This is a genomic window from Mesorhizobium sp. M1004 (assembly GCF_040318795.1).
Taxonomy (GTDB): domain Bacteria; phylum Pseudomonadota; class Alphaproteobacteria; order Rhizobiales; family Rhizobiaceae; genus Mesorhizobium.
The window spans coordinates 53,334-75,829 of sequence record NZ_JAMYNB010000007.1 but is presented as its reverse complement, the minus strand read 5'-3'; the positions used below and the strand labels follow the sequence as shown (position 1 = coordinate 75,829).

Here is a 22,496-nt window from a genome sequence, read left to right as displayed (position 1 = left end):
CGACGAGGTCGCTTTGATCAAGCGTTCTCCTGATCTTCAGAAGCTTGCTGGATTTGCGTCATCACCTTTTGGGGATCGACATTCTCGGCGAGTTCCGGCAGCTCTTTGTCGGCCGGGGTCGAGATATTCAGACGCGCCGTCAAGGCAGCCACCATCTCGATCAGCCGCGTGGTTTCATGTTCGTTTAGAAGGCTGATCTGCAAATCCAGTTCGGCTCGCCGCTCGCTGTGTGCGGCCATTCTGTTCTGATTGATCAGCACGAAAGTAGACAGGAAGATTGCCTCAACCGAGGCGACCATGGCCAGGATCACGAAAGTCGGGTCCCAGGCTGGGACGGCTGGTATCGCGCCAAGGTTCGCGAGGACCCAGACGACAAGAATTGCAAGGTGCAAATAGACGAAAGTCATGCTTCCCGCGAAGCGCGAAACAACGCCGGCGACCCACGCTTGGACACCTTGGTGCTCCTCTTGCTGTCGCCTGTGCTCGACCAGGGCCTGTATGTTCTGGTGGAGCACCGACTGCATGTCGGCTGGACGTTGGTCGCTCATTTGAAAGCCCCGCTTGGAGATCATTCCGTGCAAGCGGCGTCGCTTATCGCCGGTGGCTCCCACGAGGCCGGATCTGCCTTGAACTCGACGGCACGAGACTTGGGTCGCTGCCGACGGCCCCCTTGGGACAAGGCGTGCCCTCCTGCAATAGTGTGCACCATGCCGACCACTGCCTGCGGGGCGCTCTGATGAACCATGTGGCCGGCGCCCGGAACCACCTCAAGGAGAGACCCACCGACTTCCGCGTGCAAGCGTCGTGCATCGCGTTGCGCGTCGAACAAACGATCCCCGGATCCCGCCATGATGCCGGTGGGCACGGCAATGTCCCTATAGTTGGCTTTTCCCAACAGGGACGCGGCCAGCATCGATGCTGTCTCCAGAGAAACCGCCCGCAGTTGGGAAGGGCGGCTGGCGACATCTTTGGCAAGTGCGGCGAACTCGCCGGCGACGATGGCGGGTTTAAAGATCTTCTCCATTGCCCAATGCCAAGCAAGCCTTACAAGCGGCGGCAGCAAGGTGTGACGAAACGCGGTGCCGATCACAGGCAGTGCAGGGAGTGCGGCCAGTGCAAGATCCAGCCGCGGCGGCGGATAGTAATAGCCCGAGACCAGCACGATGCCGGCGACCGATTGAGAATGCCTGCGCGCCAATTCGAGGGCGATCCAAGCTCCCCAGGAATGTCCAAGCACGAGGTATTTCTCTATACCCAGCCCGCAGGCGGCGGCATGTATAAGGTCGGCTTGGTCGCGAGCGGACCAACGCCGGCCGCGCGGCCGTGAGCTTCGCCCAAAACCGGGACGATCAAATGCAAGCACCCGATAGGTCTTTGCCGCCTCATCGAAGATGCCGCTCGACTTGAAATCCTCCGCCATGGATCCATTGCCATGCAGGAGAAGCAGCGGCATGCCGGTTCCGGCTTCGATAAAATGCAGGCGCACACCATCGATCTCCATCACACGTCCGCATGCCCGGCCGGCAATCGCACGTTTGGCGCGGATGGCATTGTATGCCGCCAGCGCCGCCAACGAGGCCGCGAGCAACCCGGTCGCAAGTTTCGGTCCATCTCTGTCGAACGCCATGCCCGTGCCTGTTGGAAACCATCTGCCGACCCCAACTCTCGGGGCGAAAGCTTGTTCCGCCAGACAAGACAACGCTGTACAACCGGCTCAAGCGGCTAAAGTAGGCCTTCTCCATGGAGTTGGGACCGTTAAGCCTGGGCAGCGCTGCTGCCTCCCATTTTCCAATCACCCTGCCAACGTGTGCGCACGGCAATCATCAGCATGGCCGCTTCCGTCATCCCGGTCTGGAAAAGTCTGACCAGCTCTCTCGCGATGGATTCTGCCGCGGTAGTGTCCGACGAAATCTCAAATTCCTCACACAGCGCGTCGAAAACCGACCGAAGCGTTTTCAGGTCGTCTGGATAGAGAGCGTCCGTATTCGTAAGAATGGGTCGGTCAAGCATCAAAACGTCTCCAAACGAGTGAAGTGCGGTTCGGGCACCCAGCCAGCGGGAGCTCGTCAAGTGCCCGCTGGTTTCCCCTTTATCCGCCACAGCGCGCCAAGCTGTCATTAACCTATGACCGCGGTGCGGCGTGTTCGGCTGACCGGCCCGCCAAACAAACTGCCGTCCTGCGGGGAACTCTTGGCCGCAGACTGCATTTAAGTCCGGGCAAAACGGGGGCGAAATGGGGGCCACTTCAAGCAATCCGCGATCTGAACTGCAGCGCTTCGAGCTTTTGGCAGCGCTGGGCGACCGTATTCGCGAGATTACGGATCCCGCAGAACTGGCCTACGCAGCCGCGGAACTGCTGGGGAACCATTTTGGCATCAGCCGAGCCGGATACGGCACGATCGATCTAGAGAAAGAAACGATCACCATTGACAGGGACTGGAACGCGCCAGGCATCAAAAGCCTGGCTGGGACGCTGAATTTCAGGAACTACGGCTCGTATATCGAGGATTTGAAGCGAGGCGAAACCGTTGTCTTTGAAAACGCCGAGACAGATCCGCGAACCAGCAGCCATGCGGAGGCACTCAAAGCCATCAGCGCCCAATCCGTCATCAACATGCCCGTTACCGAGCATGGCGGGCTGGTGGCGCTGTTATACCTGAACCACTCCGCGCCCAGACGCTGGGCGACGGAGGAAGTAGCCCTCATTTCGGCAGTCGCGGACCGGACGCGTACGGCGATAGAACGCCTTCGCGCCGAACTGGCCCTGCGTGAGAACGCCGAACGCCTTGCTTTTCTCGACCGCCTCGGCAGGGAGATAGCCCTCGCGGCCGACGCCGATGCTGTCATGCAGATCACCACTCGGCTCCTCGGCGAACATCTTGGCGTCTCGATTTGCGCCTATGCCGACATGGAGCAGGACCAAGACCATTTCACCATCCGCGGCGATTGGAGCGCACCTGGCTCGCCCAGCATCAGGGGATATTACAGTCTTGCCGATTTCGGTCGCCTGGCTGTCACCAACCTCAGGGCCAACAAGCCGCTTATCATCAACAACAACCTTGAGGAAATCGCTCCCGAGGAAGCGAAGACCTTTCAGGATATCGGGATAACGGCAACCATCTGTATGCCTTTGGTCAAACAAGGCCGACTGACTGCCCTGATGGCCATCCACGACAAGCAGCGCCGCGTCTGGTCGCAACGCGAATTGTCCTTGCTGACCGAGGTGACGGAGCGGTCCTGGGCTCACATCGAGCGCGTTCGCTCGGAACAGGCGGCACGGGCGAGCGAGGAGCGGCTGAGGCTTGCCACCGACGCGGCCGCTATTGGCACCTGGGATTACGATCCCATCAGCGGAGTGCTGCGTTGGGACGACCGGTGCAAAGCCCTTTTTGGTTTGCCGCCGGACGCCGAGGTGACATATGAAAGCGCCTTCCTGGCGGGCCTCCACCCGGAAGATCGCGCACGGGCCGACGAGGCCGTACGCCAGTCGCTCGCGCCGGGCACCCCCTCCCGCTACGACATCGAATACCGGACGATCGGCCTTCGGGATGGCAAGGAGCGCTGGATTGCCGCAACGGGGGAAGCGCTTTTCCAGTCCGGCCGTGCGATCCGCTTCATCGGCACCGTGGTTGATGTCACCGCGCGAAAGCGGGTGGAGCATCAGCTTCAGTTGATGAACGCTACGGCGGCAGCCGTGGCGGCCGAGCTTGACGTGGAGCGAATTGTCCAGACGGTAACCGATGCCGGCGTGGTGCTGTCGGGCGCACAATTCGGAGCTTTCTTCTACAATGTGATCGACGACAAGGGCGACAGCTATGTGCTCTACGCCCTGTCGGGGGCACCTCGTTCTGCTTTCGAAAACTTTCCGATGCCGCGCAACACCGCGGTGTTCGAGCCCACTTTCCGCGGAACAAGCGTGGTGCGTTCCGACGATATCCTCACCGATCCGCGCTACGGCAAGAACTGGCCCCGCAAGGGAATGCCGGAGGGCCATCTACCGGTGCGTTCCTATCTCGCCGTGCCGGTCGTCTCGCGTTCGGGCGAGGTCCTGGGCGGCCTCTTCCTTGGTCATTCAGAGACCGGCGTGTTCGCCGAACAGCAAGAAGCGGCCTTGCTGGGGCTTGCCGGCCATGCCGCGACGGCCATCGACAACTCCCGACTGTTCAAGGCGCTGCAGACACTCAACGGCACGCTCGAACAACGTGTCAGAGACGAAGTTGCCGAACGTACCAGAGCAGAAGAGCACCTGCGCCAAGCCCAGAAGATGGAAGCTGTCGGACAGCTCACCGGTGGCATCGCGCATGACTTCAACAATATGCTGGCCGTCATCATCGGCGGCCTGAACCTTGTGCAGCGCAAGCTCAGAAACGGCGATACCAACGTCCACCAATTCGTAACCGGCGCGATCGATGGAGCACAACGTGCCGCAGAACTTACCAGGCGACTGCTCGCCTTTTCCCGCCAGCAACCACTGGCGCCGAAGCGGCTGAATCCAAATCGCCTCGTCTCCGGTATGAGCGAATTGCTGAACCGGACGCTTGGCGAGACCATCCAGATCGAGACCGTGCTCGCCGCGGGGCTATGGCATGTCGAGGCCGACGCAGGGCAATTGGAAAGCGCGCTGCTCAACCTTTGCGTCAACGCAAGGGATGCCATGCCTGCTGGCGGCAAGCTGACGATCGAGACATCAAACGCCCACGTCGACGATCGCTATGCCAGGGAGAACGCGATCCCCTCCGGCCAGTATGTGATGATAGCGGTCACCGATACAGGAACGGGCATGACTGCTGATGTTGTCGCAAGAGCCTTCGATCCGTTCTTCACCACCAAGGGGGTCGGCAAAGGCACCGGGCTGGGACTCAGTCAAGTCTATGGGTTTGTTCGCCAGTCCGGCGGCAGTGTGAAGATCTATTCCGAGCAGGGCATCGGAACCACCTTGAAAATATATTTGCCGCGCTCGCACCACGGCGTGCTCGACAGCCAAATCGACGTCGTGGCAGGCGAGCACCCCGGCTGTGCAGACGAGATCATCATGGTTGTCGAGGATGAAGATCGCGTCCGGCTGATGGCGGCGGAAGCGCTGCGGGAACTGGGCTACTCCGTGCTGGAAATGCAAGGCCCACGCGACGCGCTGGTGGCCGTCGAAAGCGGGCAAGTGCCGTCGCTTTTGTTCACCGACGTGGTGATGCCGGAGATGTCGGGCCGGGAGCTGGTGGATCAGGTCAAGACAATGCACCCGTCGCTAAAAGTGCTCTACACCACCGGCTACACACGAAATGCGATTGTCCACAACGGCACGCTCGATTTCGGAACCGAACTTTTGACCAAGCCCTACACGATCGACGAATTGGCAGAGAAAGTCCGGAAGGTGCTGGATCGAAAGTGAACGGGCAACAGCCCGCGACGCTGGCCGTGTGACCGAACCCGGCGTTTGCCGCGTAAGGTGTGCAGCGAAAGGGCCGGACACCGACATCATATTGACATGGCCCGGCTTCACTTTTCCGAGCCAGTATCCCTCCAGATTTTGTCTACCTCTTGCCCATCCGCGGCCTTGCTCATTGCTGTGATGGCGCAGCACGATCGAAATCTCGTTGCCGCCGGTCACCGGTCGGAGAAATAAATGCCGCCTCTGGCTCGCTGCGATGCTCAACACTGAAGTTACCGTAAAAATGCTCGCTGGCCGATGGCCGGATGGAACAATCAACTTGCCGGGATGTTCGGATGATCTAACCGGAGAGATGTCCATGTTCATGCACAACAAGCGCCTGCAATACACCGTTCGCGTCTCGGAGCCGAATCCTCGCCTGGCCTGCATGATCATGGAACAGTTCGGCGGCGCCGATGGCGAGCTTGCAGCGGCCATGCGCTATTTCACGCAAGGGCTTGGCGAGGACGATCTTGGCCGTCGCGACATGTTGCTCGATATTGCGACCGAAGAACTCAGCCATCTCGAAGTGGTGGGATCAATCGTCACCATGCTCAACAAGGGGCTTAAGGCACAGCTGGCCGAGGGCCAAATGAAGGAAGCCGACCTTTACCTGATGATCGGCGCCAGCGGCACAACAGCCAAGGAATCAATTCTGTTCGGCGGCGCTCCCGCGCTGTGCGACTCAGCCGGCGTTCCCTGGACCGCGGCCTATGTCGATTCGCGCGGTGAACCTACGGTGGATTTGCGATCGAATATCGCGGCCGAAGCTCGCGCCAAGATCGTTTACGAACGCCTCATCAACATCACCGACGACCCGGGAATCAAGGACGCGCTCGGCTTCCTGATGACCCGCGAGATCGCGCACCAGAAGTCGTTTGAGAAAGCACTCTACGCGATCGAAAACAATTTCCCTTCCGGCAAGCTCCCAGGCGTAGAGAAGTACGCCAGCATGTATGTCAACACCTCTCAAGGCGACGGCGATGTCGCTGGCCCATGGAATTCCGGCGAAGAGTGGGATCGGATCGATGACCTTGAAGAGGTGATGCCCGTCGACGGCGGAGACGGCCTGGCAACTGTCAAGCTGGGGGCCAAAGACATGAAGGTGGTGGCCAGGATGGCCGACCGTACGCTTTCCGATCCGGCTTCCGATCCGACAACAGGAGCTGATCTAGGAGCAGGCCCGGGAGCTGGCCGTACCAAGAACGCCGATTTCGGCGGCGCGGCAAGCATTCAGGAGGCCCCGGCCGTGGCAGAGGCTGCTGTCAAACGCGCACGTAGGCGTTAGTACAGAGCCGACGCGGGCATCTATGTTCCGCGATGCGGCCGGAAGCTAACACCGACGAAGGCAGGGCGCCCGACCAGCAACGGACTGGCCGGAGCGCTCGCATCGACATCTGTGCTGAATGTGGGTGAAGCAACCATGGCCACCGCCGCACCACGATCAGATTCGGAGCGTGCGGGCCAGCCGGACAAGGTCCGTCCCGACGGTTGCGAGAACCGGTGCATCGTGACAATCGGAGCATCGGCCGGCGGCGTTGACGCGCTGAAGAGACTTGTCCGCGATCTTTCGCCGGACATCCCGGCGGCTCTCCTCGTCGTACAGCACGTTGGTCCCACGAGTTACCTCGGCGACATTCTCGGTCGCGCTGCCAACATGCCCGTTGCAAATGCCTCCAACGGCATGAAGGTTAAAAACGGGCACATCTTCGTTGCACCGCCGGGAGCTCACCTTCTGTTACACGACGATCATATGCTGCTGCGGCGCGGGCCGCGCGAGAACCTGGCGCGCCCCGCCATCGACCCCCTGTTTCGATCGGCGGCCTGCAGCTTTGGCGGCAGCGTGATCGGCGTCGTGCTCACAGGCAGCCTCTCCGACGGCACCGCCGGCCTGCACGCAATCAAGATGTGCGGAGGCGTCAGCGTAGTCCAGGACCCCGGCGACGCCGCAGTACCCGACATGCCGCTGAGCGCCTTGCAGAATGTGGAAATCGACCATTGCGTCCCTCTGTCCGAAATGGCTGGCCTGTTGCACAGGCTTGCTTCCGAAATCGCAGGACCGACACCAGAAATCCCGTCCGGCATCCGCCTTGAGGCAGCGATTGCAGCTCAGGAGCACAGCACAATGGAATTGACCGAAGGCCAGCTTGGCACCCCCTCGACATTTGTCTGCCCCGAATGTCATGGCCCCCTATGGGAGATAGAAGACGGGCCGATTACCCGTTACCGCTGCCACACCGGACATGCGTTCGGGGCAGACGTTTTGATGCAGGCCCAGGCTGACGATGCGGAACAGGCTCTTTGGAGCCTTTTAAGAGCGCACCAGCAGCGGGCTGAGTTGGCGAAACGTACGGCAAAACGCGAAGCCGCGCGGGAAAGACACAGCCTGGCCAGCCAAATGGCTGCGCGGGCCGCGGAGTACGAAGCCGACGCGAAACTTATTGAAGAGATCATCCATCGTCGAACGCCGTGACAAGGCAACAGCGTTTGTCAGGGCGGGTGCGTCTGCGCCATCCCGATCGCATTTTCCTGGATCAGCCGCGTTGCCTCATTGCTTGGCCTGTGGCCACGGGTATCCAGGTCCCATGCTTTGATTGAACACCTGCACCCAAATCCAACTGCACGAATTTTATGCAAAGCAGGAACATAGAAGCATTACGCGAGTTAGGCACTGACGCACTGGACGTATCCTCGCATTCTGCGGTCTGCCGGGGTGGTCCTTGTTATGTAAACGAATGCCAGGACAATGTATCGCTCGCAGCTTTTCGTACCTCTTTTTGGCCTGCTGTTGCTGATGGGTGGCCTGTTCCACGGGCACGATGCCATGGCGCAGGAGCCCTGTCCGGCCGATCACGATAAGCTGCTTGCAGCCCTCAAAGCCAACGTGAAGGCAAGCGGCGGACCAGCCAATGGCGGCTTTGAAACCAACGAATGGGCAGCCATCGTTGCCCGTGACGGCACTGTCTGCGCGATTGCGTTCAGCGGCCCCACCCCCGACTCGCAATGGCCGGGAAGTCGGCTCATAGCAGCGGAGAAAGCCAACACGGCCAACGGTCTCAGCCTGGCTCAGATGGCCCTCTCTACGGCCAATCTCTATGCGGGGGTGCAGCCGGGCGGGCCGCTATTTGGCCTGCAGGAGACCAATCCCGTCAACCAGGCCGCGGCCTATACGGGCGATCCCAAAACGTTCGGAAGCGCCGGCGACCCGCTCGTCGGCAAGCCGATCGGAGGCGTCGTGGTGTTTGGCGGCGGGCTTGCCCTCTACGACGGCAAGAGCATTGTCGGCGGCCTCGGCGTTTCAGGCGACTCCTCATGCGCCGATCACAATGTCGCCTGGCGTATCCGCGCGGCGCTCGGCTTCGACAAGGTCCCGGCAGGCGTCAATCCAAATCGCAAGGATGCCATTGTCTACGATCTGGACCCCGGCGGCAAAAGCGCTTCGGGCTGGGGCCATCCGCTTTGTGCCGGAACGGAGGCCGACATCGCCGCCGAACTCGGCGCCGGCGTGGGAGGCTCGATCAATAAATGAAAGCTATGCCGCAATTGGCATTAACGCGCGTTGACGTAGAACGACGTACCCGCAAATTGGCAGCCGGGAATTCCTTTGGCGCTATCCTTCTGGTGACGCTGCTCGCCTGCCTGCTGCTTCTGGGCGCTGCGTCCGAGCCTCCTAAAACACCAGCGATCGTACCGCCAGCCGCAGCTTCGCCACCCGATGACGGCCAATGGACGATGCCGGCCAAGAACTACGCGTCGACGCGCTTCAGCGAACTCTCCGAGATCAATGAAGGCAACGTCAAGAACCTGCAGGTCGCGTTCACGTTCTCGACAGGCGTGAACAAGGGCCAGGAAGCAGCGCCGCTGGTCGTCGGCAACACCATGTATATCGTGACGCCCTTTCCCAACTTCGTCTATGCGCTCGATCTCTCCAAGCCCGGCGCCCCGATGAAGTGGAAGTACGAACCCAATCCCGAGCCGGCGGCACAGGGGGTGGCCTGCTGCGACGTCGTCAACCGAGGGGTGGCATTCGCCGACGGGCGCATCTTTTTCAATACGCTGGACGGCCACACGATTGCCCTTGATGCGAACACGGGCAAGCCGATCTGGAACACTCATGTCGGCAACATCAACATCGGCGAGACCATCACCATGGCGCCGCTTGTGGTGAAGGGCAAAGTGCTGGTCGGCAATTCCGGCGGCGAGATGGGCGTTCGCGGCTGGGTAAAGGCGCTCGACGCCGGCGACGGTCATGTCGTCTGGATCGCCTATAGCACCGGGCCGGACAAGGACGTGCTGATCGGACCGGACTTCAAGCCGCACTACGACATGGACAAAGGCAAGGATCTTGGCGTCACGACGTGGCCGCCGGAAGCCTGGAAGATCGGCGGCGGCAACATGTGGGGCTGGATTTCCTATGATCCCGATCTGAACCTGATCTTCCACGGCACCGGCAATCCCGGACCATGGAATCCGGATTTGCGGCCTGGCGACAACAAGTGGACGTCTGGCATTTTCGCGCGCGATCCCGACACCGGCGCGGCGAAATGGTTCTATCAGTGGAGCCCGCATGACCTCCACGATTATGACGGCATCAACGAGCAGATCCTGCTCGACATGACCTGGCAGGGCAAGCCGCGCAAGGTGCTGATCCGGCCGGAGCGCAACGGCTATCTCTACATCCTCGACCGGACAACCGGCGAGGTGCTGTCGGCAAAACCGTTTGGTCCGGTCAACTCCAGCAAAGGTGTGGATCTGAAAACCGGTCGGCTGATCGTAAACCCGGACAAGAAGACCGGCACCGGCAAGGTCGTTCGCGATATCTGTCCGACGGCGTCGGGCCTCAAGGACTGGCAGCCTTCCGCGTTCTCGCCGAAGACCGGCCTGCTCTACATCCCGCACAACAATCTGTGCATGGATGAAGAAGGCGTCGAGGTGAACTACATCGCCGGCACGCCCTATGTGGGCATGAACGTCCGCATGATACCAGGGCCCGGCGGTAATCGCGGCGCCTTCACCGCCTGGGACATCGCCGCGGAGAAACCCGCCTGGAGCCTCAAGGAGAATTTCCCGGTGTGGAGCGGCGCGGTGGTGACCGCCGGCGACGTTGTCTTCTATGGCACGATGGAAGGCTGGTTCAAGGCGGTCAGCGCCAAGACCGGAGACCTGCTTTGGCAGTTCAAGACCTCGTCCGGGATCATCGGCCAGCCTATCACCTATCGCGGTCCCGACGGGCACCAATATGTCGCCATCCTCTCAGGCGTCGGCGGCTGGGCCGGCGCAATTGTATCGGGCGATCTTGATCCGCGTGACGCCACCGCCGCGCTCGGTTTCGTCAATGCCATGAAGGATCTGAAGAACGCGACAACCTCGGGAGGCACGCTTTATGTGTTCCGGCTGCCTTGATGAATTGTACTTGACCGTAGGTCCGGCGCGAAAGGCGTGTCAACGACTGGCGATCGGCATGGCCGCCATCGCCTTCGTGTTCTTGACGGCCACAGCCGACGCACGTGAGCTGAGGGTCTGCGCCGATCCGAACAACATGCCGTTCTCCAACGCGGCCGGTCAGGGCTTCGAGAACAGGATCGCCGAAATCGTTGCGTCCGATCTCGGCGCGAAGCTGACCTATACCTGGTGGGCGCAGCGCCGCGGCTTCATCCGAAACACGCTGAAGGCCGGTCTATGCGATCTCGTGCCGGGCACGCCGAGCAACCTCGAAATGCTGCGCACCACCACGCCCTACTACCGATCGTCCTATGTCTTCGTCACCCGCAGGGACGGCCCCGACGTAGCATCGTTCAATGATCCGCGGCTGCGCGACATGCGGATCGGTGTTCAGCTCATCGGCGACGATGGCGCCAATTCGCCTCCGGTCCAGGCGCTTGGCCGCCGCGGTATCGTCGGGCACCTCGTCGGCTATCCGGTGTATGGCGATTATTCCGCCCCCAACCCGCCGGCGCGCATCGTCGAAGCGGTGGCGAGTGGCGAGATCGACCTTGCCGTGGTCTGGGGCCCCCTCGCCGGCTACTTCGCCGCCAGGCAGAAGGTGCCGCTCCGCATCACGCCGGTTGTGCCCCGCATCGACGGACCGCAACTGCCGATGATCTACGACATCTCGATGGGCGTCCGCCGCGAAGACGATGCGCTGCGCGGCGATGTCAATGGCGCCCTGTCCAGGCACAAGGTCGAGATAGATGCCTTGCTGTCACAGTATGGCGTGCCGCGCCTCGATGCCTCGGGGAGCCCGGTGCGATGAGAGCCGTTGTGGCCATGCTCCTGTTTCCAGTCCTGGCGCTCGCTGCCTGCCAGCGCGAGGAACGTGACACGCGCCCGCAATCGGCGCTCGGATCGGGCGAGCAGCTGACGCCTGTGACCACGCTGGAGCCCGGCGGACAGCGGCCCCCCGCCAGCGACAACAAGGCGGCGAGCTTCGAGGCCAACGCCTTCCACATGAGCGAAGGGAAACGGCTTTTCGGCTGGTTCAACTGTTCGGGATGCCACGCCAATGGCGGCGGCGGCATGGGGCCGGCCCTGATGGACCAGAAGTGGCTCTATGGCAGCTCGATCGAAAGCATCCATGCCACGATCCGCGACGGTCGGCCAAACGGCATGCCGAGCTTCCGCGACAAGATTCCCGACGACCAGATCTGGGAGCTTGCGGCTTTCGTGCGCTCGCTGAGCGGCAACGCGCCGTCTTCCGCCGCGCCGCAACGCAATGACGACATGATGGCGCATCCTTCGGAAAACCGCATGCCCGACGCGGCCACGCTGGGGAAGTCGCCGTGAAACGTCTCGTCTCGATGGCGTTCGCCACCGCCGGGGCGCTGTTGCTGCAGGGAAGCGCGGGCTGGCAATCCGCCCTCGACCCGAAAGGTCCCGCGGCGAGCGAACTGGCGTGGCTGATCTGGTTCTTCACCGCGCTCTGCGCCGTGGTGTGGGTGCTGGTGATGATCGCCCTCGTCGTGCCCTTGATGATGCGGTCGCGCGCGCAGGCGGAGCCGCTCGCGATCGAGGCCGGCGCCGACGACCGGAAGCTGCGCGCGGTGGTGACCGCCGTCGGGTTGACCGCCATTGTCCTGATCGGACTGACCTTGCTGAGCTTCTTCGCCAACAGGACGCTCGCCGCGATCGGCTCGGATGCCGCACTGACCATTCGGGTCACCGGCCATCAATGGTGGTGGGAGGTGCGCTATGAGGATGCCACGCCAAGCCGCATCCTGACCACGGCGAACGAGATCCATATCCCAGCCGGGGAGCCGGTGCGGCTTCTTCTGACCTCGACCGACGTCATCCATTCCTTCTGGATCCCGAGCCTTTCGGGCAAGCTCGACCTCATTCCCGGCCACATGAACGTGCTCGACCTCAAGGCAGACAAGCCTGGTGTTTACCGAGGTCAATGCGCCGAGTTCTGCGGGGCGCAGCACGCAAACATGGGCACCTTCATCATCGCCGAGCCGCGTGCGAAGTTCGACGCCTGGTGGAACGACCAGTTGCAGCCGGCCGCTACTCCGACGGGGGACGAGGCCAAGGCCGGCCAGGATCTGTTTCTGAAGCGCCCTTGCGTGATGTGTCACAGAATAGGCGGCACGCCTGCCGGAGGAACGGTCGCCCCTGACCTCACCCATATAGCCAGCCGGCAGACGCTTGCCGCCGGGACATTGACAATGAGCCGCGGCAATCTCGCCGCCTGGATAGCCGACCCACAGGGCATCAAGCCCGGATCCCACATGCCGGTGGTGGAGCTCAGCGGCGACGAACTCAACGCCATGGTCGCCTACCTCGAGGCGCTTAAATGAGCAGCGCGGACCTCACAAGCGAACGCGACCTGCCGCCGGCGCGTGAAACCTCTACCGAGGGCGACGTCGCACCCGAGCATGACGGACCGCGCGACACCGGCATGGACGATGCCAGCCTGGATCGCTGGCTGGCGCGGACATGGCGCACGCCCCCCGGCATCATCGGCGCGCTGTCGAGCGTCGACCACAAGGTCGTCGCACGGCGCTATCTGATCACCGCCTTCGTGTTTCTGTGCCTGGGCGGGCTCAACGCTGTCGCCATGCGCATCCAGCTCTCAGGGCCGCAGCGCGGTCTGATCGGCCCGGACCTCTACAACCAGCTGTTCACGATGCATGGTGTGACCATGATGTTCCTGTTCGCCGTGCCCATCGTGCAGGCGACAGGCATCTATCTCGTCCCGCTGATGGTCGGCAGCCGCAACATCGCCTTTCCCCGCCTGAACGCGTTCAGCTACTGGATCTATGTTTCGGGCGGCATATTCGCCTGGGTGTCTTTCGCGCTCAACATGGCGCCCGACGTCGGCTGGTTTGCTTATGTGCCGCTGTCAGGCCCCGAATTCGCGCCGGGCAAGCGGGCCGACGTCTGGGCCCAGATGATCACTTATACAGAAGTATCCTCACTGGCCGTCGCGGTGGCAACCATCGTCACCGTGTTCAAGCAGCGAGCCCCCGGCATGTCGCTGGACAGGATTCCGCTCTACGTCTGGGCAATGCTGGTTACCTCCTTCGTCGTCGTCTTCGCCATGCCCGCGGTGATGATCACCTCGACCTTCCTGATCCTCGACCGGCTGGTCGGCACACATATCTTCAACCCCGCCGAGGGCGGCGACGCACTGCTCTTCCAGCATCTGTTCTGGTTCTTTGGCCATCCCGAGGTCTACATCATCTTCCTGCCGGCGACGGGCATGGTCTCCGCGATCATCCCGGTCTTCGCCCGGCGTCCCGTGTTCGGGCATCTCGGGCTGGTCTTGTCGCTGATTGCCGTCGGTTTCCTTTCGTTCGGCCTCTGGGTCCATCACATGTTCGCGACGGGGCTACCCAAGCTCGGCGCCAGCTTCTTCACCGCGTCGAGCATGCTGATCGCCATCCCCAATGGCGTTCAGATCTTCTGCTGGCTGGCAACCTTGTGGGACGGCAGGCCGGTGATCCGCACGCCGCTGCTGTTCGTGTTCGGCTTCTTTTTCATCTTCGTCATCGGCGGCCTCACCGGCGTCATGCTCGCTTCGGTGCCGCTGGACCTCCAGGTGCACGACACCTATTTCGTCGTCGCCCATTTCCATTACGTGCTGATCGGCGGTTCGGTCTTCCCGCTGCTGGGCGCCGCCTATTTCTGGTTCCCCAAGATCAGCGGCCGCATGATGAGCGAGCGTCTCGGGCGCTGGCATTTCTGGCTGGCTTTCATCGGCTTCAACGCGGCTTTTTTCCCAATGCATCTCGTCGGGCTCTGGGGCATGCCACGAAGGGTCTACACCTATCCGGCCGAGCTTGGCTGGGGCAACATCAACCTGTTCATCAGCGCCGGCGCGGTGCTCTTTTTCCTCAGCTTCGTACTGTTCACGTTCAATCTTGTACACGGCGCGTTGAAGGGCGCACTGGCCGGAAACAATCCCTGGGATGCCGGTACGCTCGAATGGGCGACGTCTTCGCCGCCGCCAAGCTATAATTTCGCGCGGATACCGATTGTCACACACGTCGAGCCGCTCTGGGCCGAACGGGAGGCGCCGCCTGTGGCGACCGGACTCCGCGTCGATGTCCGTGAGCTGTTGATCTCAACCGTGGCGGAAGCCCACCCCGACATTCGCGAGAAATCGGCGACACCGTCGATCTGGCCGCTGCTGGCGGCAATCGCTGTCGGCGGTACGTTTGTCTATTCGATCTTCACGCCCTGGGCGATCGTCTGGGGCGCCGCGCCGATCACCATCACCTTGATCGGCTGGTTCTGGCCCAAGGACGACCCGGAGGATGAGGGATGAGTGAGCGTCCCAGCTTGGATCTTTCGGACCTCCCAACCTTTGGACATGGTCCGCGCAGCCCGACCTGGTGGGGAACGCTCGGCTTCATGGCGCTGGAAGGCATGGGCTTTGCGTTGGCCGCCGGCGCTTATCTCTATCTCGCGACCTTGTGGCCCAATTGGCGTCTAAGCGCCCCGGAACCCAACCATTGGCCCGGGACGATCGTCACCATCCTGTTTATCATCAGCGTGGTGCCGAACCACATCCTCCACGGCTACGCCAAGCAATGCGCGATCGTGCCGGTGCGGATCGGGCTGGTGGTGATGTCGCTGCTCGGTCTGGCCCCGCTTGTCGTGCGCTGGTTCGAATTCCCGGCGCTGAACATCTACTGGGACACGAACGCCTATGGCTCGATGCTCTGGGTGCTGCTCGGGCTGCACACCACACACCTGATCACCGATGTCGGCGACACCATCGTTTTGACGGTGCTGATGTTCACACGCCATGGCTATAGCGGCCGGCGCTTCGGCGATGTCGGCGACAATGTCTTCTATTGGGATTTCGTGGTGCTGACCTGGATCCCGATCTATCTGCTCATCTACTGGATGCCGAGGCTAGGCTGATGCGTGCGTTGAAAATGGGAACGTCCTGGGCTGGTCTTCTGTCGGGGCCGATGGCTTGGGCAATCTCGACGCAGCTGAACTACGCACTCGTACCATGGCAGTGCAACCGCCAGGTGCCGGTGGTGCTTCCCGTGGCACTGGTGCTCGCCGTGCTTTCGCTGCTCGGCGGTGCCTTGTCATGGCGGGCGAAGCGGCAGGGCGGCGCCGCCTTCAAGCCTGAGCGCACGCGCAGCACCGAGCAGTTCGTCGCCGATCTCGGCATGCTTGCGGCATTGCTGTTTGCCCTCGTCATCATCATGCAAGGCAGCGCGGCTCTCATTCTCGACGAGTGCCTGCGATGAGCTTCGACGCGTTCTTCTCGACCTCGATCTGCTACGGCGCCGGCGCGCCCGAGGCCGGATGGACGCTCGCATTTCCCATCACGTTTCCGCTGGCCGCGATTGCCTTCCTTTATTCCATCGGAGCGACTCGGTTGTGGCGCCGCAGCAGCCGAGGCCGTCCCGAGCGGATGCGGCAGGCGTTGTTTTTCGCCGCCGGTTGGGGCGTGCTGACGGCAGCACTGGTCAGCCCCATCCACGCGCTCGGCGAGCGGGTGTTTGCCGCCCATATGATCGAGCATGAACTGCTGATGGCGGTGACGGCGCCCCTCCTTGTCGCCGCGTGCCCAGGCGCAGTCCTGCTCTGGTCCTTGCCGGCCTCACTTCGCCGCGGAACGGGCAAGCTCACGCGCGCAAAGACGCTGCAATCGGTTTGGGCCCTGGTGATCCGCCCCCTCAACGCGACGATCATTCACGGCGTCGCCATCTGGATCTGGCACATTCCGGCGTTGTTCCAGGCAGCGCTCCAGCAGGGCTTTCTTCATTATGCCCAGCATGCGAGCTTCCTCGGCACAGCCTTGCTGTTCTGGTGGGCGCTCCTTCCGCGCCCCGGTCGACAGCAGACCTATGGCAGCTCCGTCATGCATCTTTTCTTCACCTCGCTTCATACCGGCCTGCTCGGTGTCCTGCTGCTGATGTCGCCCAAACTCTGGTATCCGGAGAATGGCGCCGGCGCCGCGTTGTGGGGCCTGACCGCGATCGAGGACCAGCAACTTGCCGGATTGGTAATGTGGGTTCCGGCCGGCTTGATCTATGGCGGCGCCGCCCTGCTGCTCGCCGGCCTGTGGATAAGCAGCAGCGCAACCAGGGAGGCAACACATGCGCTCCGACCTGGGTAGGCTGATCGGGGGCGCCCTTGCCGCAATCCTGCTGCTGACCGCGGCTGTAGCAGCGGCGACCTTGTGGTCCGACCGGCGCGACCGTGTCCGGCACGAGTCGGATGCGGCGACCGGGGGCGTAGGCGCTCGCGCCATTCCGATCATGACGGCGAATGGCTGCTCCGGCTGCCATACGATACCCGGCGTACCGGGTGCGCAAGGCCAGGTCGGACCCCGCCTGGACGGTGGCCTTGCCGACAGGGTCTTTATCGGTGGCCTGCTGGCAAACAATCCGGAGAACATGATCCGCTGGATACGCTCGGCGAGGGAAGTCAATCCGCACACGGCCATGCCGTCGACGAGGATCACCGAGCAACAGGCGCGGGACATCGCCGCTTATCTCTATGCTTTGAGGTAAATCAGCCCTCGCCGCCGCGCCGGGACCACAAGCCCCGGCCGGGGTCATAGCCGATGACCGCCGCGAGGAAGAAGGCGATGAGGCAGCCAAGGACCACAATCGCCGCGACAGGATCGAACCGCAGATAGAGCGCGAAGCGTATCAGCTCGACCGCCGAGCTGAACGGGTTCCAGGCGGCGATTGTTGCCAGCACCGGTCCCGCCTCGGCAAGCCGCCACAGCGGATAGAGCGCCGTCGAGGCAAAGAACACCGGAAAGATGACGAAATTCATGACACCGGCAAAGTTCTCCATCTGTGTCGAAACCGAGGAGACAAGCAGTCCGAACGCGCCAAGCATGAGGCCCGCCAGCACGAGCGCCGGAAATACCGCGACGTAGCCGAGAACGGGCGGCCGCACATCCCAGAAACGCGCGATCAACAGAAACAAGTAGACCAGCGGCACGCCAACGATCACGCTGGCCAGCAGGCGCGCCGCAAGCAGGTACCAGCGCGGCAATGGTGCGGTCAGCAACAGGCGCATGCTGCCCATCTCGCGATCGTAGACCATGGCCAGCGAACTCGCCATGGCATGGAAGAGCAGCATCATGGCCGCTAGCCCAGGCACCACATATACGTCATAGAGAACATAGGTCTGGTAGGGTGGCGTTATCGACAGACCGAGAACGGAGCGGAAGCCAGCGGCAAAGATTGCCAGCCAGACCAGCGGCCGTACCATCGCCGAGAGCAGCCGGCCGCGTTGCCGCAACGTGCGCAGCATCTCCCTGCGCAGGATGCCGTTGAGCGCGCGCACCGCGTGAGACGTTTTCATTCGGACTCCGTCAGCGACGCGAAGGCCTCGCCCGTGCTCGCTACACCGAGATCGGTAGCCAGGCGATCGGCGCGGCCGGCCCACCGCATTGTGCCTCGATGCAGCACCACCACATCGTCATCCGCCGTTAGTTCTTCCAGAAAATGTGTTGCCCACAGAACGGCAATGCCGCGCTGGCGGCAAAGCTCCCGCACGTGCCGCTCGAGCGCGCGGCGGCCCGGCACGTCGAGCCCGGTGGTCGGCTCATCCAGCAGCAAAAGGCGTGGGCTATGCATCAGAGCACGTGCGATCTCGACACGGCGACGCTGCCCCCCGGAAAGCGCTCGGGCAGGATCGTCGATCCTGTCCAGCACGTCCAGCCGGCCGAGTTCGTGGATGGAGCGCTCCTTGCTCAAGGCCTGGCTAAGCCCATGCAAGGCCGCGTGGTAACGCAGGTTCTCGCCGGCCGTCAGATCGAGGTCGAGGGTCGGCAACTGGAAGACGACGCCCATCTGCGCCAACGCGGCGGACGGGTTGACATCCATCGCCTGGTCGAAGACATGCACCGAGCCGGAGCGGGCGTGATAAAGACCGGTGATCAGCGAGAACAGCGTCGTCTTGCCGGCGCCGTTGCGGCCTAGCAAGATGCACATCCTGCCTTGGGCCACAGAGAAGGAGACGCCGTCGAGAACCCGCCGGCTTCCGAAACTATGGCCCAGATTCTCGACCGATAAGGCGTTCATGGCCCGATCACGACGCCCCACGGCCCCCGCCCTACCGGCAGCGATTTCACCACCTCCTGGTTTTCCAGATCGATAAGCGAAATATCGCCGGAATTCCCGTTTGCGCTGACCAGGCGCTTCTCGTCGCCGGAGAGCGCAACGTGCCAGGGTCGTTGACCAACAAGGTAGAGCCGACGGACCGCCAGCGTTTTCACATCGACTTCCGCAATCCTGTTGGCGGGGCCGAGCGCCACATAGACGGTCGTGCCATCGCGAGACGTCGCCATGCCGACCGCCTGCACACCCTCGCGTCGTATACCCGGCACCTCGAACTCGACTTTGCCGGTCTGCGCGCGCGTTGCCGTGTCGAAGACGGTGACAGTGCCCCGGATCTCCGAGGACACCCAGAATTGCTTACCGTCCGGCGAGAATAAAGCCGCGCGCGGCCGGGTATCGACCAGCAGATTGTCGACGAGTTCAAGCGTGCCTGCGTCGATCAGATGCACCATGCTGGTGGTCTCCGAAGTGCAGGCGACATAGCGGCCGTCGGCGCTGGCCGCCATTCCTTCCGGTTCGACGCCGACATCCACGGTGCCGATGACCTTGGCCGCGGCGATGTCCACCACCGACACCAGATTGTCATTCTCGTTGGCGACGAACAGCCGCTTGCCATCGGGATGGACTGCGAAGAATTCCGGATCGGCTCCCGAAGGCAATTCGCCGACGACCCGCCGCTTCGCGACGTCGACCACGTCGATGCGGTTGTCGTCGCCTTCCGCGACGAAAAGCATCTTGTTGTCGGTCGACAGCGCCAGCCCGCGCGGGCGGCGGCCGACATCGATCGTCGCCAGCAAAGTCATCGTCACGCCGTCGACGACCGCGACCGTATTATCCTGCTCATTGGAAACGTAGATGGTCTCGGCGGCGGCGGGAGCAGCAAGAGCGAACGCCGCCAACAACAGCGTCATCCGAACTTGCATGTGCTCTCCTCCAGGTCGATGCCCAGCGTGTCGAGCGGCGTGCGCTGATGCAGGAAACCCGGTTGCGGTGAGCTGGAAATCAAGAGGCGAGGCCCGGCGATCAAAATGGGCTGGCGCATCTGTCCGTCCCAGGGACGGAAACTAAGCCCCTGCCCCTTGAAGCCAGCGAGAAGAAACGCGTCGCCGCGTATATATCTGCCGATTGCCGCGGGATCGAGACTGTGCAGGCGCGTCGCCGCTTCGCCGATACTGCGCACAGCGAGCCAGGCCGCGTAGTCGCTGGGCAACATCCAGCGCCCTGCCTGCCTGTGGAAACGGTCCTGCAGTTGCGTGGCGCCCCATTCCTCGCTGACAGCGCTCCAGCCTATGGCGACAAGCCCTTGCGTGCCGGCGACGATTCTCGGCAGCGCAGTGCGGCCCTCCAGATAGGCGCCGAATTCATCCGCCTCGTCGGCGACCACGAGCACATCATAGTCGCTGACCTGCGTGACCGCCGGTATTTCGGTCTGCAGCGTGACATGCCCTGTATCGGCACGTCCGTTGGCGGGCCTGAATGTCCACGGCTGGTCGATCGTGATCTCGGCTCCGAAGCGAGCCGCCGCCCGTCGAAAGGCCGCAGCCATCGCCTGATCCTGCGAATGCGGCCCCACAAGCAGGAACCAACGCTGCCAGCGCTTCCAGGCGAGATATTGCGCCAGCCCGTCGGCGAGCATGGCGCGGCTCGGGATCGTGTGCAGGACGTTCCGACGGCAGTCCTGTTGGCGAAGCACGTCGTCCGGCGCCCGGCTGTTGAGCAACGTCATCTGCTCGGCACCGGGCGCCGCACTGGCCTGTAGAAGCTGACTGGCGTCGAGATCGGCGACGACAAAGGCGATGCCGGCATCGGCGAATTGTCTTACCGCGTCGTCCGGCGTTTCGGTTGGTTTCAATATTCTTTCCTCCAGCCGAAATTTCTGCCCAAGAAACCGGCCGGTGCTTTCGTCGTCGGCAATGCCCAGCCGAGCGCCTTGCAGGCCGCCGTCAGTGACGGTTTCATCAAGGGGTCCCAGGGGCAGAGCCGTTTTGCGCTCCTGGCCGATATACCCGATCACCATCGTCTGTTGCTCGGTGGCGCCAGGGCCGGTGATCAGCAAAAGAAAGAGAAGGCCAAGCAACAGTCTCATTGTGTCGCCCCCAGCCCAAAGCGCGACGATCCCGCTTCATGGCCACCAGAGATTGCGACATCGCGCACGATGCGCGCCGGCGGTCCCTCCAGAACAATAACCCGATCACCCAGCGACGAGGCATAGGCGAGATCATGCGTAACCAGCAGCGTGGTAGTCCGCCGACTGGCGAAACAATCCTGCAGCAGGCGGCGCATGGCTTGCGCGGTCGCCTCGTCGAGTGAAGCGAATGGCTCGTCGAGGAGCAGGAGCGCAGGCTCTACGGCGAGCGCCCGGGCAAGCGCTACGCGCCGCGCCATGCCGCCCGAGAGTCGCTGCGGATAGCTCTTCTCATTGCCTTTCAGGCCGACAGCGGCAAGCCACCGGGCCGCATCGGGCGCGCGATCCGGGATGGCCATCTCTACATTGCGCAAGGCGGTGAGCCAGGGCAGCAGCCTCGGTGTCTGGAACAGCATGCCTATCGGAAGCGGTCGTCCGCTCACGCTGCCGCGAAATTCGCGGTCGACGCCCGAAACGATCGACAGCAGCGTCGACTTGCCGACACCGGAAGGGCCGGTCAGGACGCAGACCTGTCCGTCGGCTATATCAAGCGACAGCGCGCGAAAGATCGTCCGGCGCTGTCCGTCGTCACCGGGGAAAGTCTTGTCCTCGATCCTGATCCTCAGCATCAGCGTCGCCAGGCGAACAGACGACGTTCCAACGGCACAAGCAGTCCATACTCTATGGCAAGCATCACAACGCCGAAGCTGATCGCATAGGCAAGGATGTGGGTGACGTCGAAGTTCTGAAAATAGACCTGTAGCTGGAACCCGACGCCGTTGGAGCGGCCGAGCAGTTCGGCGAGCAACACGATCTTCCACGTCAATGCCAGCCCGCTGCGCAGGGTGACGAGAAAGAACGGCGCCAATTGCGGCAGCACGACATGCCGCAGCTTTGCAGCACGCCCGAAGCGATAGAGCTCAGCCATTTCGGCAAAGTCCTTGTCCAGCCGGCTGGCGCCTTCACGAATAGTCACCACGACATTGGGGATCTTGTTGAGCGCGACCGCAAGGACAAGCGCAGTCTCGGCAAGACCAAGCCAGATATAAATTACAATGACCGTGATCAGCGCCGGCATGTTGAGGAGTAACACGATCCAAGGCCTCATCCATATGTCGGCTCTGTGCGAGCGGCCTGCCGCGTAGCCAAGGGCCGCGCCGATGACGATTGCCGACCCGAGGCTTGCCACGACGCGCGCAAGCGAGATGCCCAAATGGTATGGCAGCTCGCCCCGAACCACTTCGTGCAGGAGAACCGAAACAACCTGGACCGGACCAGGAAACAGGCGATCGGCGGCGATCGATGATGCAATCTGCCAGACGAGCACCATGGTCAGCAATGCCGCAGTCGATTGCCAACGCTGCATTGTGATGGGGAACGCTGGGACATCGGTCATTGG

General features: G+C 62.5%; 22 protein-coding genes. 13 read left to right on the top strand and 9 right to left on the bottom strand.

Annotated features, from left to right (window positions below; genetic code table 11):
- Positions 1 to 17: 17 nt before the first annotated feature.
- From NKH54_RS16260 to NKH54_RS16250, 3 genes are all read right to left on the bottom strand, one after another.
- Positions 18 to 548 carry a DUF1003 domain-containing protein gene (locus NKH54_RS16260; protein WP_023739561.1) on the bottom strand — a complete coding sequence of 177 codons (531 nt, stop codon included), beginning with the start codon at positions 546 to 548 and terminating at the stop codon, positions 18 to 20.
- A gap of 20 nt (positions 549 to 568) precedes the next feature.
- Entirely contained in the window at positions 569 to 1,627 is a 1,059-nt protein-coding gene (locus NKH54_RS16255; protein ID WP_353028563.1) for an alpha/beta fold hydrolase, read from the bottom strand.
- Positions 1,628 to 1,755: 128 nt separating this feature from the next.
- The gene (locus NKH54_RS16250; RefSeq protein ID WP_353028562.1) at positions 1,756 to 2,010 is read right to left on the bottom strand and encodes a hypothetical protein; all 255 of its coding nucleotides are present in this window, start codon (positions 2,008 to 2,010) and stop codon (positions 1,756 to 1,758) included.
- Positions 2,011 to 2,233: 223 nt separating this feature from the next.
- Here NKH54_RS16250 and NKH54_RS16245 point away from each other — a divergent pair, with 223 nt between their 5' ends.
- The 13 genes from NKH54_RS16245 to NKH54_RS16185 all read left to right on the top strand — a co-directional run bounded on the left by NKH54_RS16245 (position 2,234) and on the right by NKH54_RS16185 (position 17,406).
- Positions 2,234 to 5,386 carry a GAF domain-containing protein gene (locus NKH54_RS16245; protein WP_353028561.1) on the top strand — a complete coding sequence of 1,051 codons (3,153 nt, stop codon included), beginning with the start codon at positions 2,234 to 2,236 and terminating at the stop codon, positions 5,384 to 5,386.
- A gap of 358 nt (positions 5,387 to 5,744) precedes the next feature.
- Positions 5,745 to 6,713 (top strand): manganese catalase family protein, encoded by a 969-nt coding sequence (locus NKH54_RS16240; RefSeq protein WP_023681124.1) that lies wholly within the window; start codon positions 5,745 to 5,747, stop codon positions 6,711 to 6,713.
- A 135-nt stretch (positions 6,714 to 6,848) separates the two neighbouring features.
- Entirely contained in the window at positions 6,849 to 7,898 is a 1,050-nt protein-coding gene (locus tag NKH54_RS16235; RefSeq protein ID WP_023815899.1) for a chemotaxis protein CheB, read from the top strand.
- A 273-nt stretch (positions 7,899 to 8,171) separates the two neighbouring features.
- Positions 8,172 to 8,954: a heme-binding protein gene (locus tag NKH54_RS16230; protein ID WP_023826387.1), complete on the top strand. Its 783-nt coding sequence runs from the start codon at positions 8,172 to 8,174 to the stop codon at positions 8,952 to 8,954.
- Positions 8,951 to 10,828, top strand: a complete 1,878-nt coding sequence (locus NKH54_RS16225) for a methanol/ethanol family PQQ-dependent dehydrogenase (protein ID WP_023748051.1) — start codon at positions 8,951 to 8,953, stop codon at positions 10,826 to 10,828. The genes NKH54_RS16230 and NKH54_RS16225 overlap by 4 nt, the downstream gene beginning before the upstream one ends.
- A 58-nt stretch (positions 10,829 to 10,886) precedes the next feature.
- Positions 10,887 to 11,678 (top strand): substrate-binding domain-containing protein, encoded by a 792-nt coding sequence (locus NKH54_RS16220; protein ID WP_353028560.1) that lies wholly within the window; start codon positions 10,887 to 10,889, stop codon positions 11,676 to 11,678.
- Positions 11,675 to 12,208 (top strand): c-type cytochrome, encoded by a 534-nt coding sequence (locus tag NKH54_RS16215; protein ID WP_353028559.1) that lies wholly within the window; start codon positions 11,675 to 11,677, stop codon positions 12,206 to 12,208. Before NKH54_RS16220 ends, NKH54_RS16215 begins: the two co-directional genes overlap by 4 nt.
- Positions 12,205 to 13,218: a cytochrome c oxidase subunit II gene (gene coxB / locus NKH54_RS16210; RefSeq protein ID WP_353028558.1), complete on the top strand. Its 1,014-nt coding sequence runs from the start codon at positions 12,205 to 12,207 to the stop codon at positions 13,216 to 13,218. The genes NKH54_RS16215 and coxB overlap by 4 nt, the downstream gene beginning before the upstream one ends.
- Positions 13,215 to 15,191 (top strand): cytochrome c oxidase subunit I, encoded by a 1,977-nt coding sequence (ctaD, locus tag NKH54_RS16205; RefSeq protein ID WP_353028557.1) that lies wholly within the window; start codon positions 13,215 to 13,217, stop codon positions 15,189 to 15,191. The genes coxB and ctaD overlap by 4 nt, the downstream gene beginning before the upstream one ends.
- Positions 15,188 to 15,793 (top strand): cytochrome c oxidase subunit 3, encoded by a 606-nt coding sequence (locus NKH54_RS16200; RefSeq protein WP_023704607.1) that lies wholly within the window; start codon positions 15,188 to 15,190, stop codon positions 15,791 to 15,793. Before ctaD ends, NKH54_RS16200 begins: the two co-directional genes overlap by 4 nt.
- Positions 15,793 to 16,134, top strand: coding sequence for a hypothetical protein (locus NKH54_RS16195; RefSeq protein ID WP_023687807.1), 342 nt, complete (start codon positions 15,793 to 15,795; stop codon positions 16,132 to 16,134). Before NKH54_RS16200 ends, NKH54_RS16195 begins: the two co-directional genes overlap by 1 nt.
- Positions 16,131 to 17,009, top strand: a complete 879-nt coding sequence (locus NKH54_RS16190; RefSeq protein ID WP_353028556.1) for a cytochrome c oxidase assembly protein — start codon at positions 16,131 to 16,133, stop codon at positions 17,007 to 17,009. Before NKH54_RS16195 ends, NKH54_RS16190 begins: the two co-directional genes overlap by 4 nt.
- Positions 16,990 to 17,406 carry a c-type cytochrome gene (locus NKH54_RS16185; RefSeq protein ID WP_023712217.1) on the top strand — a complete coding sequence of 139 codons (417 nt, stop codon included), beginning with the start codon at positions 16,990 to 16,992 and terminating at the stop codon, positions 17,404 to 17,406. Before NKH54_RS16190 ends, NKH54_RS16185 begins: the two co-directional genes overlap by 20 nt.
- A 1-nt stretch (position 17,407) precedes the next feature.
- On the opposite strand, the gene NKH54_RS16180 is transcribed toward NKH54_RS16185, so the two are convergent.
- The 6 genes from NKH54_RS16180 to NKH54_RS16155 are packed head-to-tail and all read right to left on the bottom strand — an operon-like array spanning position 17,408 to position 22,493.
- Positions 17,408 to 18,214, bottom strand: coding sequence for a lanthanide ABC transporter permease protein PedC (locus NKH54_RS16180; protein ID WP_023681112.1), 807 nt, complete (start codon positions 18,212 to 18,214; stop codon positions 17,408 to 17,410).
- Complete coding sequence (locus NKH54_RS16175) at positions 18,211 to 18,936, bottom strand: lanthanide ABC transporter ATP-binding protein PedB/LutE (RefSeq protein WP_353028555.1); 726 nt, start codon at positions 18,934 to 18,936, stop codon at positions 18,211 to 18,213. The genes NKH54_RS16180 and NKH54_RS16175 overlap by 4 nt, the downstream gene beginning before the upstream one ends.
- Positions 18,933 to 19,895 (bottom strand): PQQ-dependent catabolism-associated beta-propeller protein, encoded by a 963-nt coding sequence (locus NKH54_RS16170; RefSeq protein WP_023754473.1) that lies wholly within the window; start codon positions 19,893 to 19,895, stop codon positions 18,933 to 18,935. Before NKH54_RS16170 ends, NKH54_RS16175 begins: the two co-directional genes overlap by 4 nt.
- The gene (locus tag NKH54_RS16165; RefSeq protein ID WP_023754474.1) at positions 19,880 to 21,058 is read right to left on the bottom strand and encodes a lanthanide ABC transporter ABC transporter substrate-binding protein PedA1; all 1,179 of its coding nucleotides are present in this window, start codon (positions 21,056 to 21,058) and stop codon (positions 19,880 to 19,882) included. The genes NKH54_RS16170 and NKH54_RS16165 overlap by 16 nt, the downstream gene beginning before the upstream one ends.
- Positions 21,055 to 21,726 (bottom strand): ABC transporter ATP-binding protein, encoded by a 672-nt coding sequence (locus tag NKH54_RS16160; RefSeq protein WP_050591104.1) that lies wholly within the window; start codon positions 21,724 to 21,726, stop codon positions 21,055 to 21,057. The genes NKH54_RS16165 and NKH54_RS16160 overlap by 4 nt, the downstream gene beginning before the upstream one ends.
- On the bottom strand, positions 21,726 to 22,493 hold the full coding sequence (locus NKH54_RS16155) for an ABC transporter permease (RefSeq protein ID WP_023704600.1): 768 nt from the start codon (positions 22,491 to 22,493) through the stop codon (positions 21,726 to 21,728). Before NKH54_RS16155 ends, NKH54_RS16160 begins: the two co-directional genes overlap by 1 nt.
- Positions 22,494 to 22,496: the final 3 nt, after the last annotated feature.